Source organism: Streptomyces kebangsaanensis (genome assembly GCF_001906585.1).
GTDB classification, from domain to species: Bacteria; Actinomycetota; Actinomycetes; order Streptomycetales; family Streptomycetaceae; genus Streptomyces; species Streptomyces kebangsaanensis.
Genome location: NZ_JUJA01000137.1, coordinates 64,200 through 80,855 on the forward strand (window position 1 = coordinate 64,200; position 16,656 = coordinate 80,855).

Genomic DNA, 16,656 nt, shown 5'->3' on the forward strand with positions numbered 1-16,656 from the left:
GGTCCCGGTCCGCGGCCTGATGTCCGCACCGGCGACGGCGAAAGGTGGCGCTGCGGCTTTGGGAGAAGTGTGCGTGCGCCGCGTTCCCGCGGCGCGGGAACGCGGCGCGGAGCCGGCCCGCTCGTGTGCAGGATTCGTCGGCGCTCATACGGACGGGACGAAGCAGGCCCTCGACGGTGGTTCAGGCGGCCTGCGCGGCCAGGTGCGCGTTGACGGCCTCGATGAGGGCCCGGGGCGTAGTGGAGTCGTCCAGCACGGAGTCGTCCAGCGTGATGTTCCACCCCCGCTCGATCCGGCCGCCGGTTTCGAGCAGCGCGAGGGACTCATAGCCGAGATCCCCGAACTTCTTGTCGAGGATGTCGTCGCCGAGATCGGTGCCTTCCTCGGCGCCCGCGCTTTCGAGGAGGATGCGCCGAAGGTCGTCCAGGGTGAAGACGGAACCGCTCATGTGCATGTGTCCCTTCGAGGGGTGGTTGGTTTCCGGGCCGTAGCGGGTGGTGTCTAGGTGGTGTAGGGGCGCCGGTTCCTGGCTTCGCCGAGGGACTGGGCCCACCAGAGGAGCTGCTCGAGCATGATCTTCGCCGCGTGGTTGCAGCCCTGGGGGTCGCACGGTTCGCCGTGCTCGTCGAACTGCTCCCAGACGTCAGGGAAACTGACGCCGTCCCGGATCGTGACGGCGTGCAGTTCGGAGAAGACCAGCCTCAGCTGTTCCACGGCCCGCAGTCCCCCGGACCGGCCCCCGTACGACACGAATCCGACCGGCTTGGCGTGCCACTCGGTCGTGTGCCAGTCGATGGCAGATTTCAGGACCGCCGGATAGGCGTGGTTGTACTCCGCCGTCACCACGACGAAGGCATGCGCCGCCGCCAGACAGGGGCTCACCGCCGCCAGACGGCGGGCCGCGTCGGTATCCGGTGGCCGGGTGATCACGACGGGGAGCGGATCGGCGGCGAGATCGAGGACGTCGATGTCGAACTGGCCGAAGGCTTCGGCTTCCCTGCGAAACCACCGTACGACGGCGGGACCGGTACGGCTGCTGGGCGGGCTGCCGGACAGCACGGCGAGGCGGACGCGTCCTTGTGACATGGCTGGCCTTTCGGGAAGGGCAATGGCCGGATGCCGGTGACCGGTGTCAGTGGTATCCGGGGTGGCACCGGGGTTTCCGGTGCCACCCCGGACGGGGTCAGCGCCTGCTCTCCGCGTACGCCTTGGCGTGGTTGAGGGTGGCGAGACTGTTGGTGCTCAGCGCGGTGCGCACGTACTCTCGTGCATCGTCGACGGTGGCCGACCCACCGAGGACGGCGGTGATGTTCGCGGTGTTCAGCACAACGGTGTGCTGGGAGGTGGCCGCCACCCCATCGGTGTCCTCCCGGAAGGTCCAGACACCGGTGTGCAGGGTCATCAGCGCAGGCAGGGTGACCTGCTTGTACGCGATCCTGTGGTGCGGGAAGCAGACCCGGTAGGACTTCGTGGTGTGGGTGGAGCCGTCCTTGGCCCTGGTATCCATCTCCAGAACCTGCAGTCCGGGCTCGTCCTCGGTGAGGCGTACCGTGGCCACGTGCGGCAGCCTCTCGGACCACAGCTGGGCTTCGTTGATGAAGTCGTAGACGTCCTTGGCCGAGCCGTCGATCCGCACCGTGTCCTCGAATGAGAAGGTAACGTCCTCCGGTGCGTGCGCCAGTTCCACATTCGTCTTGAGGGCGGACAGCTCAGAGCGGGAGTTCCGGTCCACGGCCCGGTCGATCCACGCCAGGGACTCGGGGTCGTCCCCCACCGCGCGGTAGTCGTGCAGCAGCCGTACCCGGGACTCGGCCGGGGACAGCGGTTCGATGATCCACTCTCCGCCCATGGCCGCGACCGGCGGTGCGGAGACCTCCTGTCGGAAGCCGACCCGCAGGTTCTCGGGGTCGAGGACGCGACGTGAGGTCCAGTTCTTCGCCTCGCCGTTGGCTGTGGCCCAGATCCGGATGCGCTCGCTGTTCCCCGACTGCTCCACCTGGTCGACGTACAGGGTGGGCGGGAAGATCCGAGGCCAGTTGCCGACCTCGGCGATCAGCCGGTAGACGGCCTGTGCCGGGGCCGCGACGGTGATCGTGTGCTCCACCTCTCGTGTACCGGGCTCGCTCATACATGCTCCTTGGTCTCGGTCCGGGTGGTTCAGAAGTTGCCGAGGCCGCCGCAGACGTTGAGCGCCTGCGCCGTGATCGAGGCGGCGGTGTCCGAGGCCAGATAGCCGACCAGCCCCGCGACCTCCTCCGGGGTCGAGTAGCGGCCGAGCGGGATCTTCGCCTGGAACTTGGCGAGCACTGTCTCCTCATCGGTCTGCCACGCCGTGGCATAGCCTTCCCGCACCCGCTGCGCCATGGGGGTCTCGACATATCCAGGACACACGGCGTTCACGGTGATGCCGGTGGGGGCCAGCTCGTTGCCGAGCGCTTTGGTGAAGCCGACCACTCCGTGCTTGGAGGCCGAGTACGGGGCGCCGAGCACCACGCCCTGCTTGCCGGCCGTGGAGGCGATGTTGATGATCCGGCCCCGGTTCTTGTGCCGCATCCGGCCGGTGTTGAGCACTTCACGGGTCGTCCGGAAGACGCTGTGGAGATTGGTGTCGATCACGTCGTGCCACAGTTCGTCGGTGATGTCGGCGGTGACCCCTCCTCCGCTCCGACCCGCGTTGTTCACGAGGACGTCCACGCTGCCGTAACGGGCAACCGCGGTCCGGACGAACTCGTTCACACTGTCATCGGAGCGCACGTCGAGCGTCAGGCCATCGGCCGACCAGCCCTCCGCGCGGAGCTGCTTGACCGTCCCGGCCACCCCTTCCTGGCTGCGGGCGCCGATGAACACCTGATCTCCCCGGGTGGCGAAGAGCCGGGCGACGGCGAGACCGATGCCGCTGGTCGCCCCGGTGATCAGTACAAGACTCTGGGCAGGCATGTGTGTCCGTTCTCGTGAGTGGTGGTGAGCCGGCGTCGTTCAGTCGGCGGCGGTGACGACCATCGCGGAGTTGAACCCTCCGTGTCCGCGGGCCAGGACGAGAGCAGTGCGCACATCGACGGCGCGCGGTCGGTCGGTGACCAGGTCGAGGCCGTAGGCGGTCATCGGTTCGACATTGATGGTGGGCGGTATCAGGCCGTTGCCGATCGCGAGGAACGCCGATGCCAGGTCCAGGGGAGCGGCACCGGAGGAGAGGCGTCCGGTCATCGTCTTCGGCGCTGTGACCGGAACCCCCCGAAAGCCGAAGACGGTGTTGATCGCTGCCGCCTCCGTCTGGTCGTGCTCTGGTACGGCCGCCGCGTCGGCAAAAACCACATCCACCTCGGAGGGGGACATACCCGCGTCCGCGAGAGCCAGCTCAATGGCCTTGCCCAGTCCCGGTGCGCGTCCGCTCCCCGGCTTCGGATCCATGGTCGCCCCGTAGCCGGCGACGCGTCCGTACGCTTTCGCACCGCGTTCCCGCGCTGCTGCGGCGTCCTCCAGGACCAGGATCGCGCCGCCCTCCCCAGGGACGTGTCCCGCCGCCTCGGCGTCGAAGGGCAGATAGGCGCGGGCGGGTTCCTCGCTGCGGCTCAGCCGTCCGCCGGCGAGCTGGGCCACCCAGCCCCACGGGCAGAGCGAGGCGTCGATGGCTCCGGAGACGACCAGCGGCGTGCCCTTGCGTATCTGCCGCCGGGCCTGTGCCACCGCGTCGAGGCCGCCTGCCTGATCGCTGACGACGACACCGCTGGGGCCCTTCATGCCGTTGCGGATGGAGATCTGGCCGCTGTTGACGGCGTAGAACCAGGCGAAGGACTGGTAAGCGCTCACATACCTGCTTCCCTGAGCCCAAAGCTTGCGCAACTCGTTCTGCCCGAACTCGAATCCGCCCGAGGAACTCGCCGTGACCACACCCATGTCGAAGGCGGGCTGCTCCTGCGGGCGTATTCCGGCGTCGGCCAGCGCCCAGTCGGCGGCGGCCAGGGCCAGCCGGGTCATCCGGTCGGTCTGCGGAAGCAGCCGGCCGGGCAGGTGGTCCTCAGCCACGAAGCCCGGCACCTCACCGGCCAGACGGGACGGGTAGGGAGCCGGATCGAACCGGGTGATTCGCCCTATGCCGCTCTTGCCGCCGCAGACGGCTTCCCAGTAGTCCTGCGTGCCGAGTCCGTTGGGTGCCGCGACCCCCAGTCCGGTCACCAACACCGTGGCCGTCATACGGACCTCCTCTCGGGTCGGGCGAGAACCATCGCGCTCTGGAAGCCGCCGAAGCCACTGCCGACCGTCAGAACGGCGTCCGTGATCTGATCCCGGGCCTCAAGCGGTACGTAGTCGAGATCACATTCGGGGTCCGGAGTACGGAGATTCGCGGTCGGTGGCACGACGTTGTGCTCCATCGCCAGGGCCGAGGCCGCGATCTCGATGGAGCCGATCGCGCCGAGCGAGTGCCCGACCATCGACTTGATCGAACTCACCGGGGTCCGGTACGCGTGGTCTCCCAGGCTCTTCTTGAACGCCGCCGTCTCGTGCCGATCGTTCTGCTTGGTTCCCGAGCCATGGGCGTTGATGTAGTCGATGGCCTCGGCCGGCATCCGGGCCTCGTCCAGCGCCACCCGGACGGCCTCGGCCATTTCCGCTCCGTCCGGACGGAGCCCGGTCATGTGATACGCGTTACTGCGTGTGGCATAACCGGCGATCTCCGCGTAAATGTGCGCTCCTCTGTGCCTGGCGTTTTCCAATTCCTCCAGGACAAACACGGCGGACCCTTCTCCGAGCACGAATCCGTTGCGGGTTCCGTCGAACGGCCGGGAAGCGCTTTCAGGCTCGTCACTGCGCGGGGTGGTCGCCTTGATCGCGTCGAAACAAGCCATGGTGATGGGAGAGATCGGAGCGTCCGAAGAGCCCGCGACCATGACGTCGGCGGAACCCTCCCGGATCAGTTCGGCGGCGTGTCCCACGGAATCGATCCCGGAAGTGCAGCCGGTGGACACCATGGTGCTGGGCCCTTCCGCGCCCACCGCCCAGGCCACTTCGGCGACGAAGGAGCTGGGCACCATGTAGCCGTACAGGTGGGGGGCCGCGTAGGCGTGGTCCACGAGTTCGAGCCGGCCTCCGTCGCTGACCACCCGGTACTCTTCGTCCAGGCCCATGGTGGCGCCCACCGCACTGCCCACCGTGACGCCGACGCGGTGGGGGTCGAGGTCGCCCAGGGCGATCCCGCTGTCGGCGACGGCGCCCCGTGCCGCGACCACGGCGAACTGCGCGGCCCGGTCCATCCGCCGGATCTCCTGGGGCCCAAGGCCATGCTTCCACGGGTCGAAGTCGACCTCGGCCGCCACTTTCGAACGGAAGGGCTTGGGGTCGAAGAAGGTGATACCGCGTGTCGCGGTGCGGCCTTCGCTGATGAGGTTCCAGAAGTTCTCGACGCCGACTCCTCCGGGTGCCAGCACTTCCATGCCCGTGATGACCACGCGTCGGCCACTCATGCGGTCACCTCCGGGCGGACGGAGCGGTCACCCGGACGGCGACGCAGCCTTCCGCCCCCGCTCTCCATGGACCAAGGAATGCGCATACGTCCTTCTTCCTTCACAACTGAACTCACCTAAAGACTGTCCCGTAACTCTGGAGCGATCCGAGCGGCAATCGGTTCGGGGCGGTTCGGCGACTTGCCGCCGTTACTGTGGGTCACCTCAGAACCAGACAATCCGATCCGGCAGTGAGGCTCCGCCGACCTCCTCGTCGAGTTACGAAACAGCCCTTGCATTCATCCTTACGCGGAGCGTGTCCATGACCGTGATCTGCGAACATTCTTGCGCGCGTACGCTTCCCACTTCAATGCGAGAAAGTGCAGAGCTTGGTTAACTTGAGTCACGGATTGTCATGAAGTTGTGACAGCACACAAAAAACTCTGCGGCTGGAAGAAAACCCTCGTTTTCTTCCAGCCGCAGAGTTTTTTGTTCGGTTTCCGTTGGATGAGTTTCCGGCAGGAAACCGGGAGCGCGAGCTCAGGCCCGTGTGCTGTCCGGTGTCGCCGGGGCGCCGGCCGGGGGCGTTGTTCCGTCTCCCGGGGAGGGCATCCTGACAGCGAGCAGGACCAGTCCGATGAGTGCGGCCAGGCTCGCCGCCACCAGGAACCCCGTCGTGCTCGACGTGGCCCCGATCAACGGCCCCAGCAGCAGAGGAGAGAGGAACTGGCCGCCGAATATGACGGTTCCGGCCAGCGAGGCCGCACGGCCCCGTAGAGCACCGGGCGCGTTCTCGTTGATCAGTATGGTGAGCGAGGGCAGCGACAGCCCCTGGCCGACGCCGAGCAGTGCGGGGCCGGCCAGTAGCAGTGCCGGCTGGTTCGCCACACCGAGGACGGTGAAGGCACCTGCCCAGGCGAGGGCAGCGATGCGCAGCAGAGCCGGATAGCTCAGCCGGGCGCGCAGCTGCGCGTAGACCAGCCCCACCAGACTGCCGACAGCGCTGGTGATCACCACGGAGTACAGCGACACCATGAGCGGTTCGTGGATGTCCAGTGCGGCAAGCCGCTGCGGCAGGAAGATCACCATGGCGTACAGGAAGACCGACGAGGCGGCCTGGAGAGCGTAGAAGCCGAGGAGTGCGGGACTGCGCCGCACCAGGGTGACGAGCCCGCCCTCACTGGTTCCGTGGTTGTTCCGGCCCTGGGGCAGCACCAGCACGGCCAGCAGCCCGAGTGGCAGCCCGACCAGGTACACCGCGAAGGGGCCGTGCCAGGAGATTCCGCCGAGCGCGCCGCCCAGCAGCGGCCAGGTGACACCGCCGACGCTGTTGGCAGCCGAACGCCAGCCCATGACACGGTCTCGTCGGCGTCCCTGGAACAACTGCAGCAACGCGACAGTGGTGCCGGTGAAGACGGCGGCTGCCCCGACACCGAAGACCAGCCTGCCGACTATCAGGACAGGGTAGGAAGTGGCGAACAGGCCCGTGGCCCCGCCCAGTCCGTAGAGGACGAGACCGCAGGCCAGCGGTGTCCGCACTCCCCGGCGGTCGATCAGCCGCCCCGCCAACGGGCTGACGACGGCTACGGCCAGCGCGTGGGCGGTCACGACGAGGCCGGCCGCAGTGCCGCTGACCCCGAGTGCCCCACGCATCACCTCCACCACGGGCGAGATGACGGAGCCCGCCATGACCCCCAGCGTGGAGGCCAGCAGCAGGGTGACCAGCGCGCCGGTACGGCCCGGCTCCTCCGGTCGCCGAGTGTCCGGGGCCGACGGCCCTGACGCGGACGTGGCCGCCGTTCCGCCGTCGGGTGGCGTGGTCCGGCCGGTCATGACGCGGCGTGGCGAGCGGGCCGACTCCGGCGAGCGGGGAGGCCGGGTGATGGGTGACGGGGCGGATGGTCCATGCGGAGTACCTCGTTTTCCGACGGATGCCGGCACGGTGGGCCAGGCGGGCGGGACTCCGCCGGGAGATGCTTCCCGGCGGAGGGGCGCGCTCAAGGAGGGCGAGATGCCGGGCGCCGCGCGTCCAGGGCGGTTGACGTGCTCAGCCGACCAACAGGACGACCTTGCCCCTGCCGTGACCCGACTCGACGTCGCGGTGCGCCTGCGCCGCCTGCTCCAGTGGGTAGGTGGCCCGCACATGGATCCGCAGCGTCCCCTGCACGTAGAGGGACACCAGGGCGTCCAGCCGCTTCGCGGAGCGCTGACTTCCGATCCAGCGTGCGCCGAGCTGTTCGTACGCCTCGACGGAGGTGATCGTGCCGACCCGGTCTTTGTCCTTGACCAGTTCCACCGCGGCCCGCAGGCCGTCCGCGCTCGCCGCGTCCAGCGCCGCGTCCACCCCCTGCGGCGCCAGCTCCCGGACCCGGTCGACCAGTCCTTCCCCGTACGTGACGGGGATCGCGCCCAACTCGCGCAGGTAATCGTGATTCGCCTCGCTCGCCGTGCCGATGACGGTGGCGCCCAGGGAGCGGGCGAGCTGCACCGCGACTGTGCCCACCCCGCCGGCGGCGCCGTTGACGAGGAAGGTGTCGCCCTCACCGACCCGCAGGACCTCTACCGCCGTGTGTGCCGCCTGCCCGGCTCCGGAGAGTCCTCCCGCGACCTCCCAGGGCATGGAGGCAGGCTTGGCGACCACCTGCTCGGTCGGCACCACCACGTACTCGGCGTAGGTGCGCTGCGTACGGAAGCCCAGCACCTCGGCACCCACGTCGACACCCACCACTCCGTCACCAGCCTGGTCGACGACCCCTGCGAACTCTCCCCCTGTGATGTGCGGGAACTCAATCGTGAAGCCGGGAGCACGGCGGCCCGAGCGGACCGCGCAGTCGATGGGCTGAACCCCCGCGGCCCGGACCCTGACCCTGACCTCCCCCGGTCCGGCCTGCGGTGCCGGAACGGAGACCGTCTCCAGCGCTTCGGGGCCCCCGAAGGAGGAAAACGCCGCTGCTCGCATGGCTGACAACCCTTTCGTCGCGTTCCCCGTCGTCAGGTCCGGCGACGGGGGCTCAAATCAACTCTGTTACCTCAAGCGCAGTTGAGGTCAAGGAGCGAGTAGGGCCGGGGGGAGCGTGGCCGCTCCCCCCGGCCCGCGTCCCGACGTCGGCACGGGATGCCAGGAGCCTTAGTGGGCGCTACCGCAGCCCGGATCCGTCGTGCTGGAGGCTGCGGTGCTGCACCAGCCACCCCTTGCCCTCGGGTACCAGATGATCGCGGCAGACGACACTGGCGAAGATTTCCAGCGGTCCGCCGAGCCGAGTGCGCATCGCCAGGGCGTAGGTGCGTGTGCGCAGGGTGCCGTCCGGCTGGAGGTGCACATCGAGCATTCCGAGCCAGTGCCGGAAGTCGGTCTGCTCCGCCTCCAACCGGTCGGCCCGCTGCCGGCAGGAGGCAGCGATGGCCGCCCGGCCCCGCAGGGGTTCCATCCGGCTGGCCTCCTCGAACACCGCGTCCTCGGCGAAGGTGGCGGCCCACTCCTCTGCCTTGCGGTCGTCGATCAGTCCCATCTGCCATGCGTAGAACTGCTGCATCTGTGTGTACAGCTCCGCTGTCACGAAACCGCCTGCCGCCGGTACGGCGGGTTCGGTGGAAACGCTCATCGACATCTCACCTCTCTGCTGATACGAGATCGGTACAAAACCTTCCGGAGACTGTTCAAGGCCGGACGATCGTCTTCGACAGCACCACCGGCGCGGCGGGGTCCGGATAGCACTGGGTGGAGTTGAACTCAGAGGTACTGGGGTCTAGCGACCGCAGGGCCAGGCCGGGATCTTCGAAGCCCGTACCGGCGGCCTCGGTGGTCAGCACGCCCGAGCCGGTCGCCTTCACCGTGGCCGTGATCTCCGGGAGCTGGAAGGTCTGGCCGCCGAAGAAGGGCCCACTGGCGGTGAGGTACAGCGTGCCGTCCTCCACCTCGACGGTCTGTTCCGAGCCTCCGAGGTTGCTGCCGCCGGAGAGTTCGACGTCCACCGGCTCGCTGCCCTCGGGGAGGGTGACAGCAATCATGACCTCGCGGACCTCCTGCTGATAGTCGGGGTTGAGGGTGAACGGCGACAGGCTGTAGGAGATGTCGAACTGCGCACCGGAAGGGACTCTGGCCGGGGCCTTGACGTCCCAGATCCGGGTGCTGCTGTAGGAAAGCCAGGCACCTTCCCGGTATGCCTGGCAGAGATAGCCGACGGGGGACTCGGCCGCGGACGCCGGGGCTGCCAGCACCGGGGAGGCCACGAGGGCGCAGAGCGCGGCGACCGTCGTGCGGGCCTTCCAGCGGGTGGTCTTCTTCATGCTTGTACTCCTCTGGGTGGTGGTTGAGGACGGGATGTGCGGATCGATGGCCCATGGGTACGGGCCGGGGCGTTGCGGAAAGGCCGCAAACCGCCGCCAGCGGTCACCAGAAGAGGCCGCCGTTGACCTCGAGGACGTGGCCGTTCACATACGAGCTGTCGTCACCGGCGAGGAACACCGCCGCCGACGCCACCTCGTCGCCCCGGCCCATGCGGCCGGAGGCGAGTTTGGTCCGGTACTTCTCCCAGATCGCCTCGTTCTGCCTCAGCTGTACGCCCATGCCCTCGTCGATGAAGCCCGGCGAGAGGCAGTTGGCGGTGATGCCGTCCGCCGCGAGCTCGACCGCGACGACCTTGGTGAACGCCTCCACCGCCGCCTTGCTGGCGCCGTATGCGGCGGCGCCGGGTGCGAACCGGCTGCCCAGCACCGAAGAGACGGTGATCAGCCGGCCCGCCCTGCTCAGCCGGAGATGCGGGATGGCGGCCTGAGCACAGTTGAAGACACCGGTGACATTGGTGTCGACCACCTCCGCCCAGTGCGCGGGGGCGATTTTCTCCACTGCTCCGGGGCGGCTCACGCCGGCGTTCGCCACCACGATGTCGACCGTGCCGAAGCGGTCGGCGGCGGCGCTCATGAGGTCCCGGGTGGAGACGGGGTCACGAACGTCGACCGGATGGAAGGCGACACGGGCGCCGTCCACCCCCGGTCCCGGACACCAGTCGCCCCGGTCCCGGGAAGCCACGACGACATCGGCGCCTTCCCGCAGAAACAGCTGGGCGATGCGTGAGCCGAGTCCTCGGGTGCCCCCCGTGACGACGGCGGTCTTGCCGCTGAGCCTCGTCATACGGCCTGCTCCTGTCCGGAGTTCACCGCTGTCAGGGTCCGGAGCACGGCGTTCTGCCGGGTGTCCCGGGCACGGACCAGTTCGGCGTAGGACCGGTTGCCGTAGGCGTCATCGGCCTGGGCGATGAGAGTCGCGATGGTCTCCTCGTCCATGGGAGGTCGGCCAAGCAGTTCCCAGCCCTGTTCCAGCCCGGAGCCCAGCGTGCTCAGCCACTGGCGCAGGCCTCCTTCACCGCCGCCCAGGTGGAAGGCGAGGAACGGGCCGGTCGTGGCCCAGCGCAGCCCGATGGACTTGGTCACCACCTCGTCCAGCTCCTGGACGGTGACCACGCCCTCCCGTACCAGGTGGATGCTCTCCCTGAGGAGGGCCGACTGCAGGCGGTTGGCAGCGAAGGCGATGATCGGCCGGCGCAGCACGACGGGAGCCCTGCCCGCCTCGCGGTAGAACGCGACCGCCTCCTCGACGGCGGCGGGGGCGGTCGCCTCGCCTGCGACGATCTCGACCAGCGGCACCACGTGGGGCGGGTTGAAAGGGTGACCCACCACGAGACGGGAAGGGTCCGCCATGAGCGTTCCGAGGTCGTCGGGGCCGAAGGTGGAGGTCGAGGAGAGGATCAGTGCGTCGGCCGGGGCCGCCTTGCCGATCCGGGCGAAGAGTTCACGTTTGAGTTCCAGGCTCTCCGGGATGTTCTCCACGATGACGTCGGCACCGGCCACCGCTCGTTCCAGGTCCGGTTCGAAGGAGAGGAGGGAGTCGAAGGTGTCGGGGTCGCCAGTGCCCTCAGGCAGGTGGGGGGCGAACAGTTCGATGCCCCGGCGGACGGCCGAGGGCGCTTCGGGACGCCGGCTGTTGACCCGGACCCGCATCCCGTGGCCGAGGAAGAGGGTGATCCAGCCCAGTCCGATGGTGCCCGCGCCGATGACGGTCACGGTACGTCGCTGCTGTGTCATGGTGCTCCCTGTTGCGGGGTCAGCGGTGGAAGAGCTTGGGGATGACCTCCTCGGCCATCAGCCGCATGGTGGTGGCGGCTTCCTCGAAGGAGAGATGGCCGGAGTGGACACCGAGGCTGATGACGATGTCGTCGCCGAACCACTCGGCGATCTGCTCCAGGTCGGCGCGCACCTGGTCGGGGGAGCCGATGAGGAGCTTTCGCGCGGCCAGCTTCTCCTCGAAGTGCGACTGTCGAGTGGCCTCGAAGAGCTTCTCGTAGCCCGGATAGGCCGAGCTGGTGGTGGTTCCCCAGGCTGCTACGGCCTCGTGGATGGCCGCCGTGTTGCGGTCGTCGTCGTAGCGCCCCATGCGGCGTGCCGTCTCACCGTCGTCGGCGACGACACACGGGTAGCTGAAGTGGATCTGCTCGCTGCCCGGGGCGTATCCGGCCGCGACCCGCTCGGAGCGGAAGACGTCCAGCCTGTTCTGCAGTTCCTCGGTGGACATGACGTTGGGCACGGTCTGGAGGTGGTGACCGTCCCGTCCGGCCGCTGCGCAGGACTCGGAGCTGCGGGCCGTGGTGACGAACACCGGAGGGTGCGGCTGCTGTACGGGGCGCGGGAGCAAGGTGACGGGACCGAACCGGTGGAACCGCCCCTCGAAGACGACATCCTCCTCGGTCCACAGCCTCTTGATGGCCTGGACACCCTCCCTGAAGCGGTCCTGGCTCTCGTCCATCGGCACGCCGAACGCCTTGAACTCGTCGGGCAGGAAGGCCCGGCCCAGAGCGGCGTCGAGCCGTCCCTTGGAGATGTTGTCGAGCATGGCGAGCTTGCCGGCCAGCTTCACCGGGTGCTGGAAGGCGGGAATGGTGGCGCTGGTTCCCACCCGCAGGTTCTTGGTACGGCCGGCCGCAGCGGCCAGGAAGGTGGTGGGGTCGGGGCTGTAGCCGCCGTAAGCGAAGAAGTAGTGTTCCACCATCTTCACGTGGAGCAGTTCCAGCTCTTCCGCGAGGTCGACGAGGCGCAAGCACTCGTCGAAGTACTGCTCGGCGGACTTGTCCCCTGGCCCCACGGTGGGAAAGAAAACGATGCCGAACTTCATCCTGGCTCCTTGTCGTGTCGTGAAGGTGTGCTCGTACGGGCCTGCGGGCGGGAAGCAGGCCGGGGTGTCACGTCGGCGGGCGGGACAAGAGTGGTCACGCGCGGGACGCGCTGTTGAGGAGGTGTCCCCCGTAGGCGGAGCCCGCGGGATCGAATCGGAGGGCGACATGGCCGGCGATGCCGTGCACATCACGCCAGATCCGCTGGAGCGGATCGGGCGGCAGCTGGCCCGCGCTGCCGACCGTGCGGTAGAGCCGCTCCACCTCATCCACCAGCAGTTCCAACGCCAGGGCGCAGTCGGCCGGGTTGCGCAGTTCTTCGGTGGTGCTCACCGAGGCCGCGTCCGCCACCCGGGCCGCACGGCGAAGCAGCAGTTCAGCCATGTCGATGCCGGCCGTCGCCCGCGCGGCAACGAGTCGCGCGCCGGGGTCCTGGGCCGCGCGGCCGCTCACACGGGCGCACCAGGCCTCCAGCGCTGCGCGAGCCGCTCCCAGGGCAGGCCCGGCGAACAACAGTCCGCTGAGCACGCGCAGCGGGACGGTGTGGCATCGTGCTGCCGAGGTCGTGCCGGCGCCCTTGAGCATGGTCTCGCGCGGGAAGCCCCGGTGGCGGGGAACGTACGCTTCCTCAGCTATGAGGGTGTTGCTGCCGGTCCCACGCATGCCCACGGGGTGCCAGGTGTCGGCGATCAGGTAGTCCGCGCGCGGTAACGCGAAGAACCACGGCTCTGCCCCGTCCTCTCCTGGAACCTGGGCACAGACCAGCGCCCAGTCGGAGATGCCCACGGCACTGGTGAAGTCCCACTGTCCGGACACCCTCCAGCCGTCGCCGTGCCAAGTCGCCGTCCCGCGGGGCATGAGAGCACCAACGATCACGGTGTCGGGTCCGTCCGCCCATATCTCCCGCTGTCCCGCCGCAGGCATGTAGGCCCCCATCCGGGCGGCCCCGGCGATGACGGAAGCGCACCAGGCAGCAGAGGCGCAGCCCGCACCGAGCGTCGCGGCGGCGCGCAGCAGATCCGTGACGGTTCCGGCGGTACCGCCCCACTCCGTGGGAACGAAGTGACGTGCGAAGCCCGCTTCCAGGATCGCGTCGACGACGGGTGACGGCAGTGCGCGCGCGAAGTCCGCCCCGGCAGCGTGGAGCAGCGCCGTCTCAGCAGCCTTCTCCGCCAGAACGTGTAGCTGGTGGGCACTGGACATCTGCTGGGATGCCATGGGTTCCTTCCTGTCACTGCGGGAATGGGCAACGGGCGGCGGCTGTTCAGGCCGCGCACTTCGGCAAACGCCCGTGGTACTCGACCATCGACGCGAAGAGCTGCTCGACGTCGAGTCGGCTGCCAGGGGCCTCCCCCCGCGCCTCCGCGTAGGCGCGGTGCAGATTCGGCACCAGCCGCTCCGCGTCGAGCAGATCGCCGTAGGGCCCCAGGTCGGCTTCACGCGCGGCGTCCAGAGGGCTCAGGCCGGCGGAGAGGCCATCGGCCGCGATTTGCTGCACCAGACGCAGATATCCGTACGTCTCATCGAGGATTTCCGGTCCGGCGACGGGGCCGTGCCCGGACACCACCGTCTCGGCCCCCAGCGTCCGCAGTTCCTCGATCACCTCTATGGAGCCGGAGACCGAGCCAGTCAGACAGAAGGGAGTCACGCCCGACATGACGACATCCCCGGTGAACAGGACCCTCTGTTCCGGAAGCCAGATCAGGGTGTCGTTGGTGGTGTGGGCGACACCCAGGTGCATGAGTTCGGCCCGGACGTCACCGACATGCAGCGTCATCCGGTCGCGGAACGTCAGGGCGGGGAGCTCCACCGCGATCTCGCCCCAGTGGACGTCCGGCCACAGCCCAGTGAGGTGAAGTCCGGCCACGTCCATCTCGGCGCGGGTGCGCTCATGGGCGATGGCTACGGCGGTGTCCGTGAACTGGCTGTTGCCGAAGGTGTGGTCACCGTGCGGGTGGGTGTTGACGAGGTACCGAGGAGGCGTCCGGCTGATCCGGCTCACCGCCTCCTTGAGCGCGCGCGCCCGAACCTGGGTGGCGGCGGTGTCGATGAGGGCTGTGTGGCCCGAGGGGGCGATGATCCCCGCGTTGTTCAGGCACCATCCGCCGTCGGGCTGGACGTAGGCGAAAACGTGTTCCGCGACCTCTTGGACGTGAAAGACCGGCGCGTGGGGGCTCTCGCATGCTGTTCTCATGTGCGCACTCCTGATTCATTCCGTCGTCGGCCGTTCGAGGTCGCGGGCAGGGGAGTCCAGGGCCGGTGGCTCACCGGTGAAGGAACATGCGTGTCAGTCCTTGATGTCGCAGATGGGGGCGCCGGAGGTGAGGGAGGCGCCGACCTGGGCGGTGAGGCCCTTGACGGTGCCGCTCCTGTGGGCGTTGAGGGGCTGTTCCATCTTCATGGCCTCCAGGACGACGACGAGGTCGCCCTCGGTGACCTGCTGGCCCTCCTCGACGGCGACCTTGACGATGGTGCCCTGCATGGGGGAGGCGAGGGTGTCGCCGGAGGCGGCGGGGCCGGTCTTCTTCGCGGCGCGGCGCTTGGGCTTGGCGCCGGCGGCCAGGCCGGTGCGGGCCAGGGACATGCCCAGGGAGGCGGGCAGGGAGACCTCCAGGCGCTTGCCGCCGACCTCGACGACGACGGTCTCGCGGTTGCTCTCCTCCTCGGCCTCGCCGTCCACGGCGGCGGCGAACGGCTTGATGTCGTTGGTGAACTCGGTCTCGATCCAGCGGGTGTGGACGGTGAACGGCTCGGTGCTGCCGGTGAGTTCGGGGGCGAAGGCGGGGTCGGTCACCACCGCGCGGTGGAAGGGCAGGGCGGTGGCCATGCCCTCGACCTGGAATTCGTCCAGGGCGCGGGCGGCGCGCTGGAGGGCCTCGGCGCGGGTGCGGCCGGTGACGATGAGCTTGGCGAGCAGGGAGTCCCAGGCGGGGCCGATGACGGAGCCGGACTCCACGCCGGCGTCCAGGCGCACGCCGGGGCCGGTGGGCGCGTCGAAGCGGGTGACGGTGCCGGGGGCGGGCAGGAAGCCTCGGCCGGGGTCCTCGCCGTTGATGCGGAACTCGAAGGAGTGGCCGCGCAGCGGCGGGTCGTCGTAGCCGAGCGGCTCGCCGTCGGCGATGCGGAACATCTCGCGGACCAGGTCGAGGCCGGCGACCTCCTCGGTGACCGGGTGTTCGACCTGCAGGCGGGTGTTGACCTCGAGGAAGGAGATGGTGCCGTCCTGGCCGACGAGGAATTCCACGGTGCCGGCGCCGACGTAGCCGGCCTCCTTCATGATGGCCTTGGAGGCGCGGTAGAGCTCGGCGGTCTGCTCGTCGGTGAGGAAGGGGGCGGGGGCCTCCTCGACGAGTTTTTGGTGGCGGCGCTGCAGGGAGCAGTCGCGGGTGGAGACGACGACGACGTTGCCGTGGGTGTCGGCCAGGCACTGGGTCTCGACGTGGCGGGGGCGGTCGAGGTAGCGCTCGACGAAGCACTCGCCGCGGCCGAAGGCGGCGGTGGCCTCGCGGACGGCGGAGTCGTACAGCTCGGGGACCTCCTCCAGGGTGCGGGCGACCTTCAGGCCGCGGCCGCCGCCGCCGAAGGCGGCCTTGATGGCGATGGGCAGGCCGTGCTGCTTGGCGAAGGCGACGACCTCGTCGGCGCCGGCGACGGGGTCGGGGGTGCCGGCGACCAGGGGGGCGCCGGCGCGCTGGGCGATGTGCCGGGCGGCGACCTTGTCGCCCAGGTCGCGGATGGCCTGCGGGGGCGGGCCGATCCAGGTCAGGCCGGCGTCGAGGACGGCCTGGGCGAAGTCGGCGTTCTCCGAGAGGAAGCCGTAGCCGGGGTGGATGGCGTCCGCGCCGGATTCCTTGGCGGCCTTCAGGACCTTGTCGATGTCCAGGTAGCTGGTGGCCGGGGTGTCACCGCCCAGGGCGAACGCCTCATCCGCGGCGCGGACATGCAGAGCGTCCCGGTCCGGGTCGGCGTAGACGGCCACGCTCGCGATCCCGGCGTCCCGGCAGGCCCGGGCCACGCGGACAGCGATTTCGCCACGGTTGGCGATGAGCACCTTG

General features: G+C 69.1%; 16 protein-coding genes. All 16 read right to left on the bottom strand.

Translation table 11 applies throughout. The annotated features are described in order from the left end of the window. Positions 1-181: 181 nt before the first annotated feature. Positions 182-448 (bottom strand): acyl carrier protein, encoded by a 267-nt coding sequence (locus RH94_RS20105; RefSeq protein WP_073948906.1) that lies wholly within the window; start codon positions 446-448, stop codon positions 182-184. Positions 449-501: 53 nt separating this feature from the next. After that, positions 502-1,086: an NADPH-dependent FMN reductase gene (locus tag RH94_RS20110; protein ID WP_073948907.1), complete on the bottom strand. Its 585-nt coding sequence runs from the start codon at positions 1,084-1,086 to the stop codon at positions 502-504. Between the two features lie 97 nt (positions 1,087-1,183). Further along, positions 1,184-2,128 carry an aromatase/cyclase gene (locus RH94_RS20115; protein ID WP_073948908.1) on the bottom strand — a complete coding sequence of 315 codons (945 nt, stop codon included), beginning with the start codon at positions 2,126-2,128 and terminating at the stop codon, positions 1,184-1,186. 29 nt (positions 2,129-2,157) lie between these two features. Then, the gene (fabG, locus tag RH94_RS20120) at positions 2,158-2,937 is read right to left on the bottom strand and encodes a 3-oxoacyl-ACP reductase FabG (protein ID WP_073948909.1); all 780 of its coding nucleotides are present in this window, start codon (positions 2,935-2,937) and stop codon (positions 2,158-2,160) included. A gap of 39 nt (positions 2,938-2,976) precedes the next feature. Further along, entirely contained in the window at positions 2,977-4,191 is a 1,215-nt protein-coding gene (locus RH94_RS20125; protein ID WP_073948910.1) for a ketosynthase chain-length factor, read from the bottom strand. Next, entirely contained in the window at positions 4,188-5,459 is a 1,272-nt protein-coding gene (locus tag RH94_RS20130; RefSeq protein WP_073948911.1) for a beta-ketoacyl-[acyl-carrier-protein] synthase family protein, read from the bottom strand. Before RH94_RS20130 ends, RH94_RS20125 begins: the two co-directional genes overlap by 4 nt. Positions 5,460-5,978: 519 nt before the next feature. Then, complete coding sequence (locus RH94_RS20135) at positions 5,979-7,271, bottom strand: MFS transporter (protein ID WP_079189116.1); 1,293 nt, start codon at positions 7,269-7,271, stop codon at positions 5,979-5,981. Positions 7,272-7,485: 214 nt separating this feature from the next. Then, positions 7,486-8,397, bottom strand: coding sequence for an NADP-dependent oxidoreductase (locus RH94_RS20140; protein WP_073948912.1), 912 nt, complete (start codon positions 8,395-8,397; stop codon positions 7,486-7,488). 178 nt (positions 8,398-8,575) lie between these two features. Next, complete coding sequence (locus RH94_RS20145) at positions 8,576-9,040, bottom strand: nuclear transport factor 2 family protein (RefSeq protein WP_073948913.1); 465 nt, start codon at positions 9,038-9,040, stop codon at positions 8,576-8,578. Positions 9,041-9,095: 55 nt separating this feature from the next. After that, positions 9,096-9,725 carry a hypothetical protein gene (locus RH94_RS20150; RefSeq protein ID WP_073948914.1) on the bottom strand — a complete coding sequence of 210 codons (630 nt, stop codon included), beginning with the start codon at positions 9,723-9,725 and terminating at the stop codon, positions 9,096-9,098. Between the two features lie 103 nt (positions 9,726-9,828). Further along, positions 9,829-10,569 (bottom strand): SDR family NAD(P)-dependent oxidoreductase, encoded by a 741-nt coding sequence (locus tag RH94_RS20155; RefSeq protein ID WP_073948915.1) that lies wholly within the window; start codon positions 10,567-10,569, stop codon positions 9,829-9,831. Then, positions 10,566-11,519 (bottom strand): 3-hydroxyacyl-CoA dehydrogenase NAD-binding domain-containing protein, encoded by a 954-nt coding sequence (locus tag RH94_RS20160; protein ID WP_073948916.1) that lies wholly within the window; start codon positions 11,517-11,519, stop codon positions 10,566-10,568. Before RH94_RS20160 ends, RH94_RS20155 begins: the two co-directional genes overlap by 4 nt. A gap of 19 nt (positions 11,520-11,538) precedes the next feature. Beyond that, positions 11,539-12,603, bottom strand: a complete 1,065-nt coding sequence (locus RH94_RS20165) for an LLM class flavin-dependent oxidoreductase (RefSeq protein WP_073948917.1) — start codon at positions 12,601-12,603, stop codon at positions 11,539-11,541. 94 nt (positions 12,604-12,697) lie between these two features. Then, positions 12,698-13,819 (bottom strand): acyl-CoA dehydrogenase family protein, encoded by a 1,122-nt coding sequence (locus RH94_RS20170; RefSeq protein ID WP_073948918.1) that lies wholly within the window; start codon positions 13,817-13,819, stop codon positions 12,698-12,700. Positions 13,820-13,865: 46 nt separating this feature from the next. Next, positions 13,866-14,795: an MBL fold metallo-hydrolase gene (locus RH94_RS20175; RefSeq protein WP_073948919.1), complete on the bottom strand. Its 930-nt coding sequence runs from the start codon at positions 14,793-14,795 to the stop codon at positions 13,866-13,868. A gap of 93 nt (positions 14,796-14,888) precedes the next feature. Continuing rightward, positions 14,889-16,656 (bottom strand): acetyl/propionyl/methylcrotonyl-CoA carboxylase subunit alpha (locus RH94_RS20180; RefSeq protein ID WP_073948926.1); only part of this gene is annotated, 1,768 nt, incomplete at its 5' end.

Bases quoted from the DNA above. Each gene is read 5' to 3' on its own strand.
- RH94_RS20130 (WP_073948911.1), bottom strand. From the start codon at position 5,459: ATGAGTGGCCGACGCGTGGTCATCACGGGCATGGAAGTGCTGGCACCC.
- fabG (WP_073948909.1), bottom strand. From the start codon at position 2,937: ATGCCTGCCCAGAGTCTTGTACTGATCACCGGGGCGACCAGCGGCATC.
- RH94_RS20150 (WP_073948914.1), bottom strand. From the start codon at position 9,725: ATGAAGAAGACCACCCGCTGGAAGGCCCGCACGACGGTCGCCGCGCTC.
- RH94_RS20155 (WP_073948915.1), bottom strand. From the start codon at position 10,569: ATGACGAGGCTCAGCGGCAAGACCGCCGTCGTCACGGGGGGCACCCGA.
- RH94_RS20110 (WP_073948907.1), bottom strand. From the start codon at position 1,086: ATGTCACAAGGACGCGTCCGCCTCGCCGTGCTGTCCGGCAGCCCGCCC.
- RH94_RS20135 (WP_079189116.1), bottom strand. From the start codon at position 7,271: ATGACCGGCCGGACCACGCCACCCGACGGCGGAACGGCGGCCACGTCC.
- RH94_RS20170 (WP_073948918.1), bottom strand. From the start codon at position 13,819: ATGGCATCCCAGCAGATGTCCAGTGCCCACCAGCTACACGTTCTGGCG.
- RH94_RS20160 (WP_073948916.1), bottom strand. From the start codon at position 11,519: ATGACACAGCAGCGACGTACCGTGACCGTCATCGGCGCGGGCACCATC.
- RH94_RS20125 (WP_073948910.1), bottom strand. From the start codon at position 4,191: ATGACGGCCACGGTGTTGGTGACCGGACTGGGGGTCGCGGCACCCAAC.
- RH94_RS20105 (WP_073948906.1), bottom strand. From the start codon at position 448: ATGAGCGGTTCCGTCTTCACCCTGGACGACCTTCGGCGCATCCTCCTC.
- RH94_RS20145 (WP_073948913.1), bottom strand. From the start codon at position 9,040: ATGAGCGTTTCCACCGAACCCGCCGTACCGGCGGCAGGCGGTTTCGTG.
- RH94_RS20115 (WP_073948908.1), bottom strand. From the start codon at position 2,128: ATGAGCGAGCCCGGTACACGAGAGGTGGAGCACACGATCACCGTCGCG.
- RH94_RS20140 (WP_073948912.1), bottom strand. From the start codon at position 8,397: ATGCGAGCAGCGGCGTTTTCCTCCTTCGGGGGCCCCGAAGCGCTGGAG.
- RH94_RS20165 (WP_073948917.1), bottom strand. From the start codon at position 12,603: ATGAAGTTCGGCATCGTTTTCTTTCCCACCGTGGGGCCAGGGGACAAG.
- RH94_RS20175 (WP_073948919.1), bottom strand. From the start codon at position 14,795: ATGAGAACAGCATGCGAGAGCCCCCACGCGCCGGTCTTTCACGTCCAA.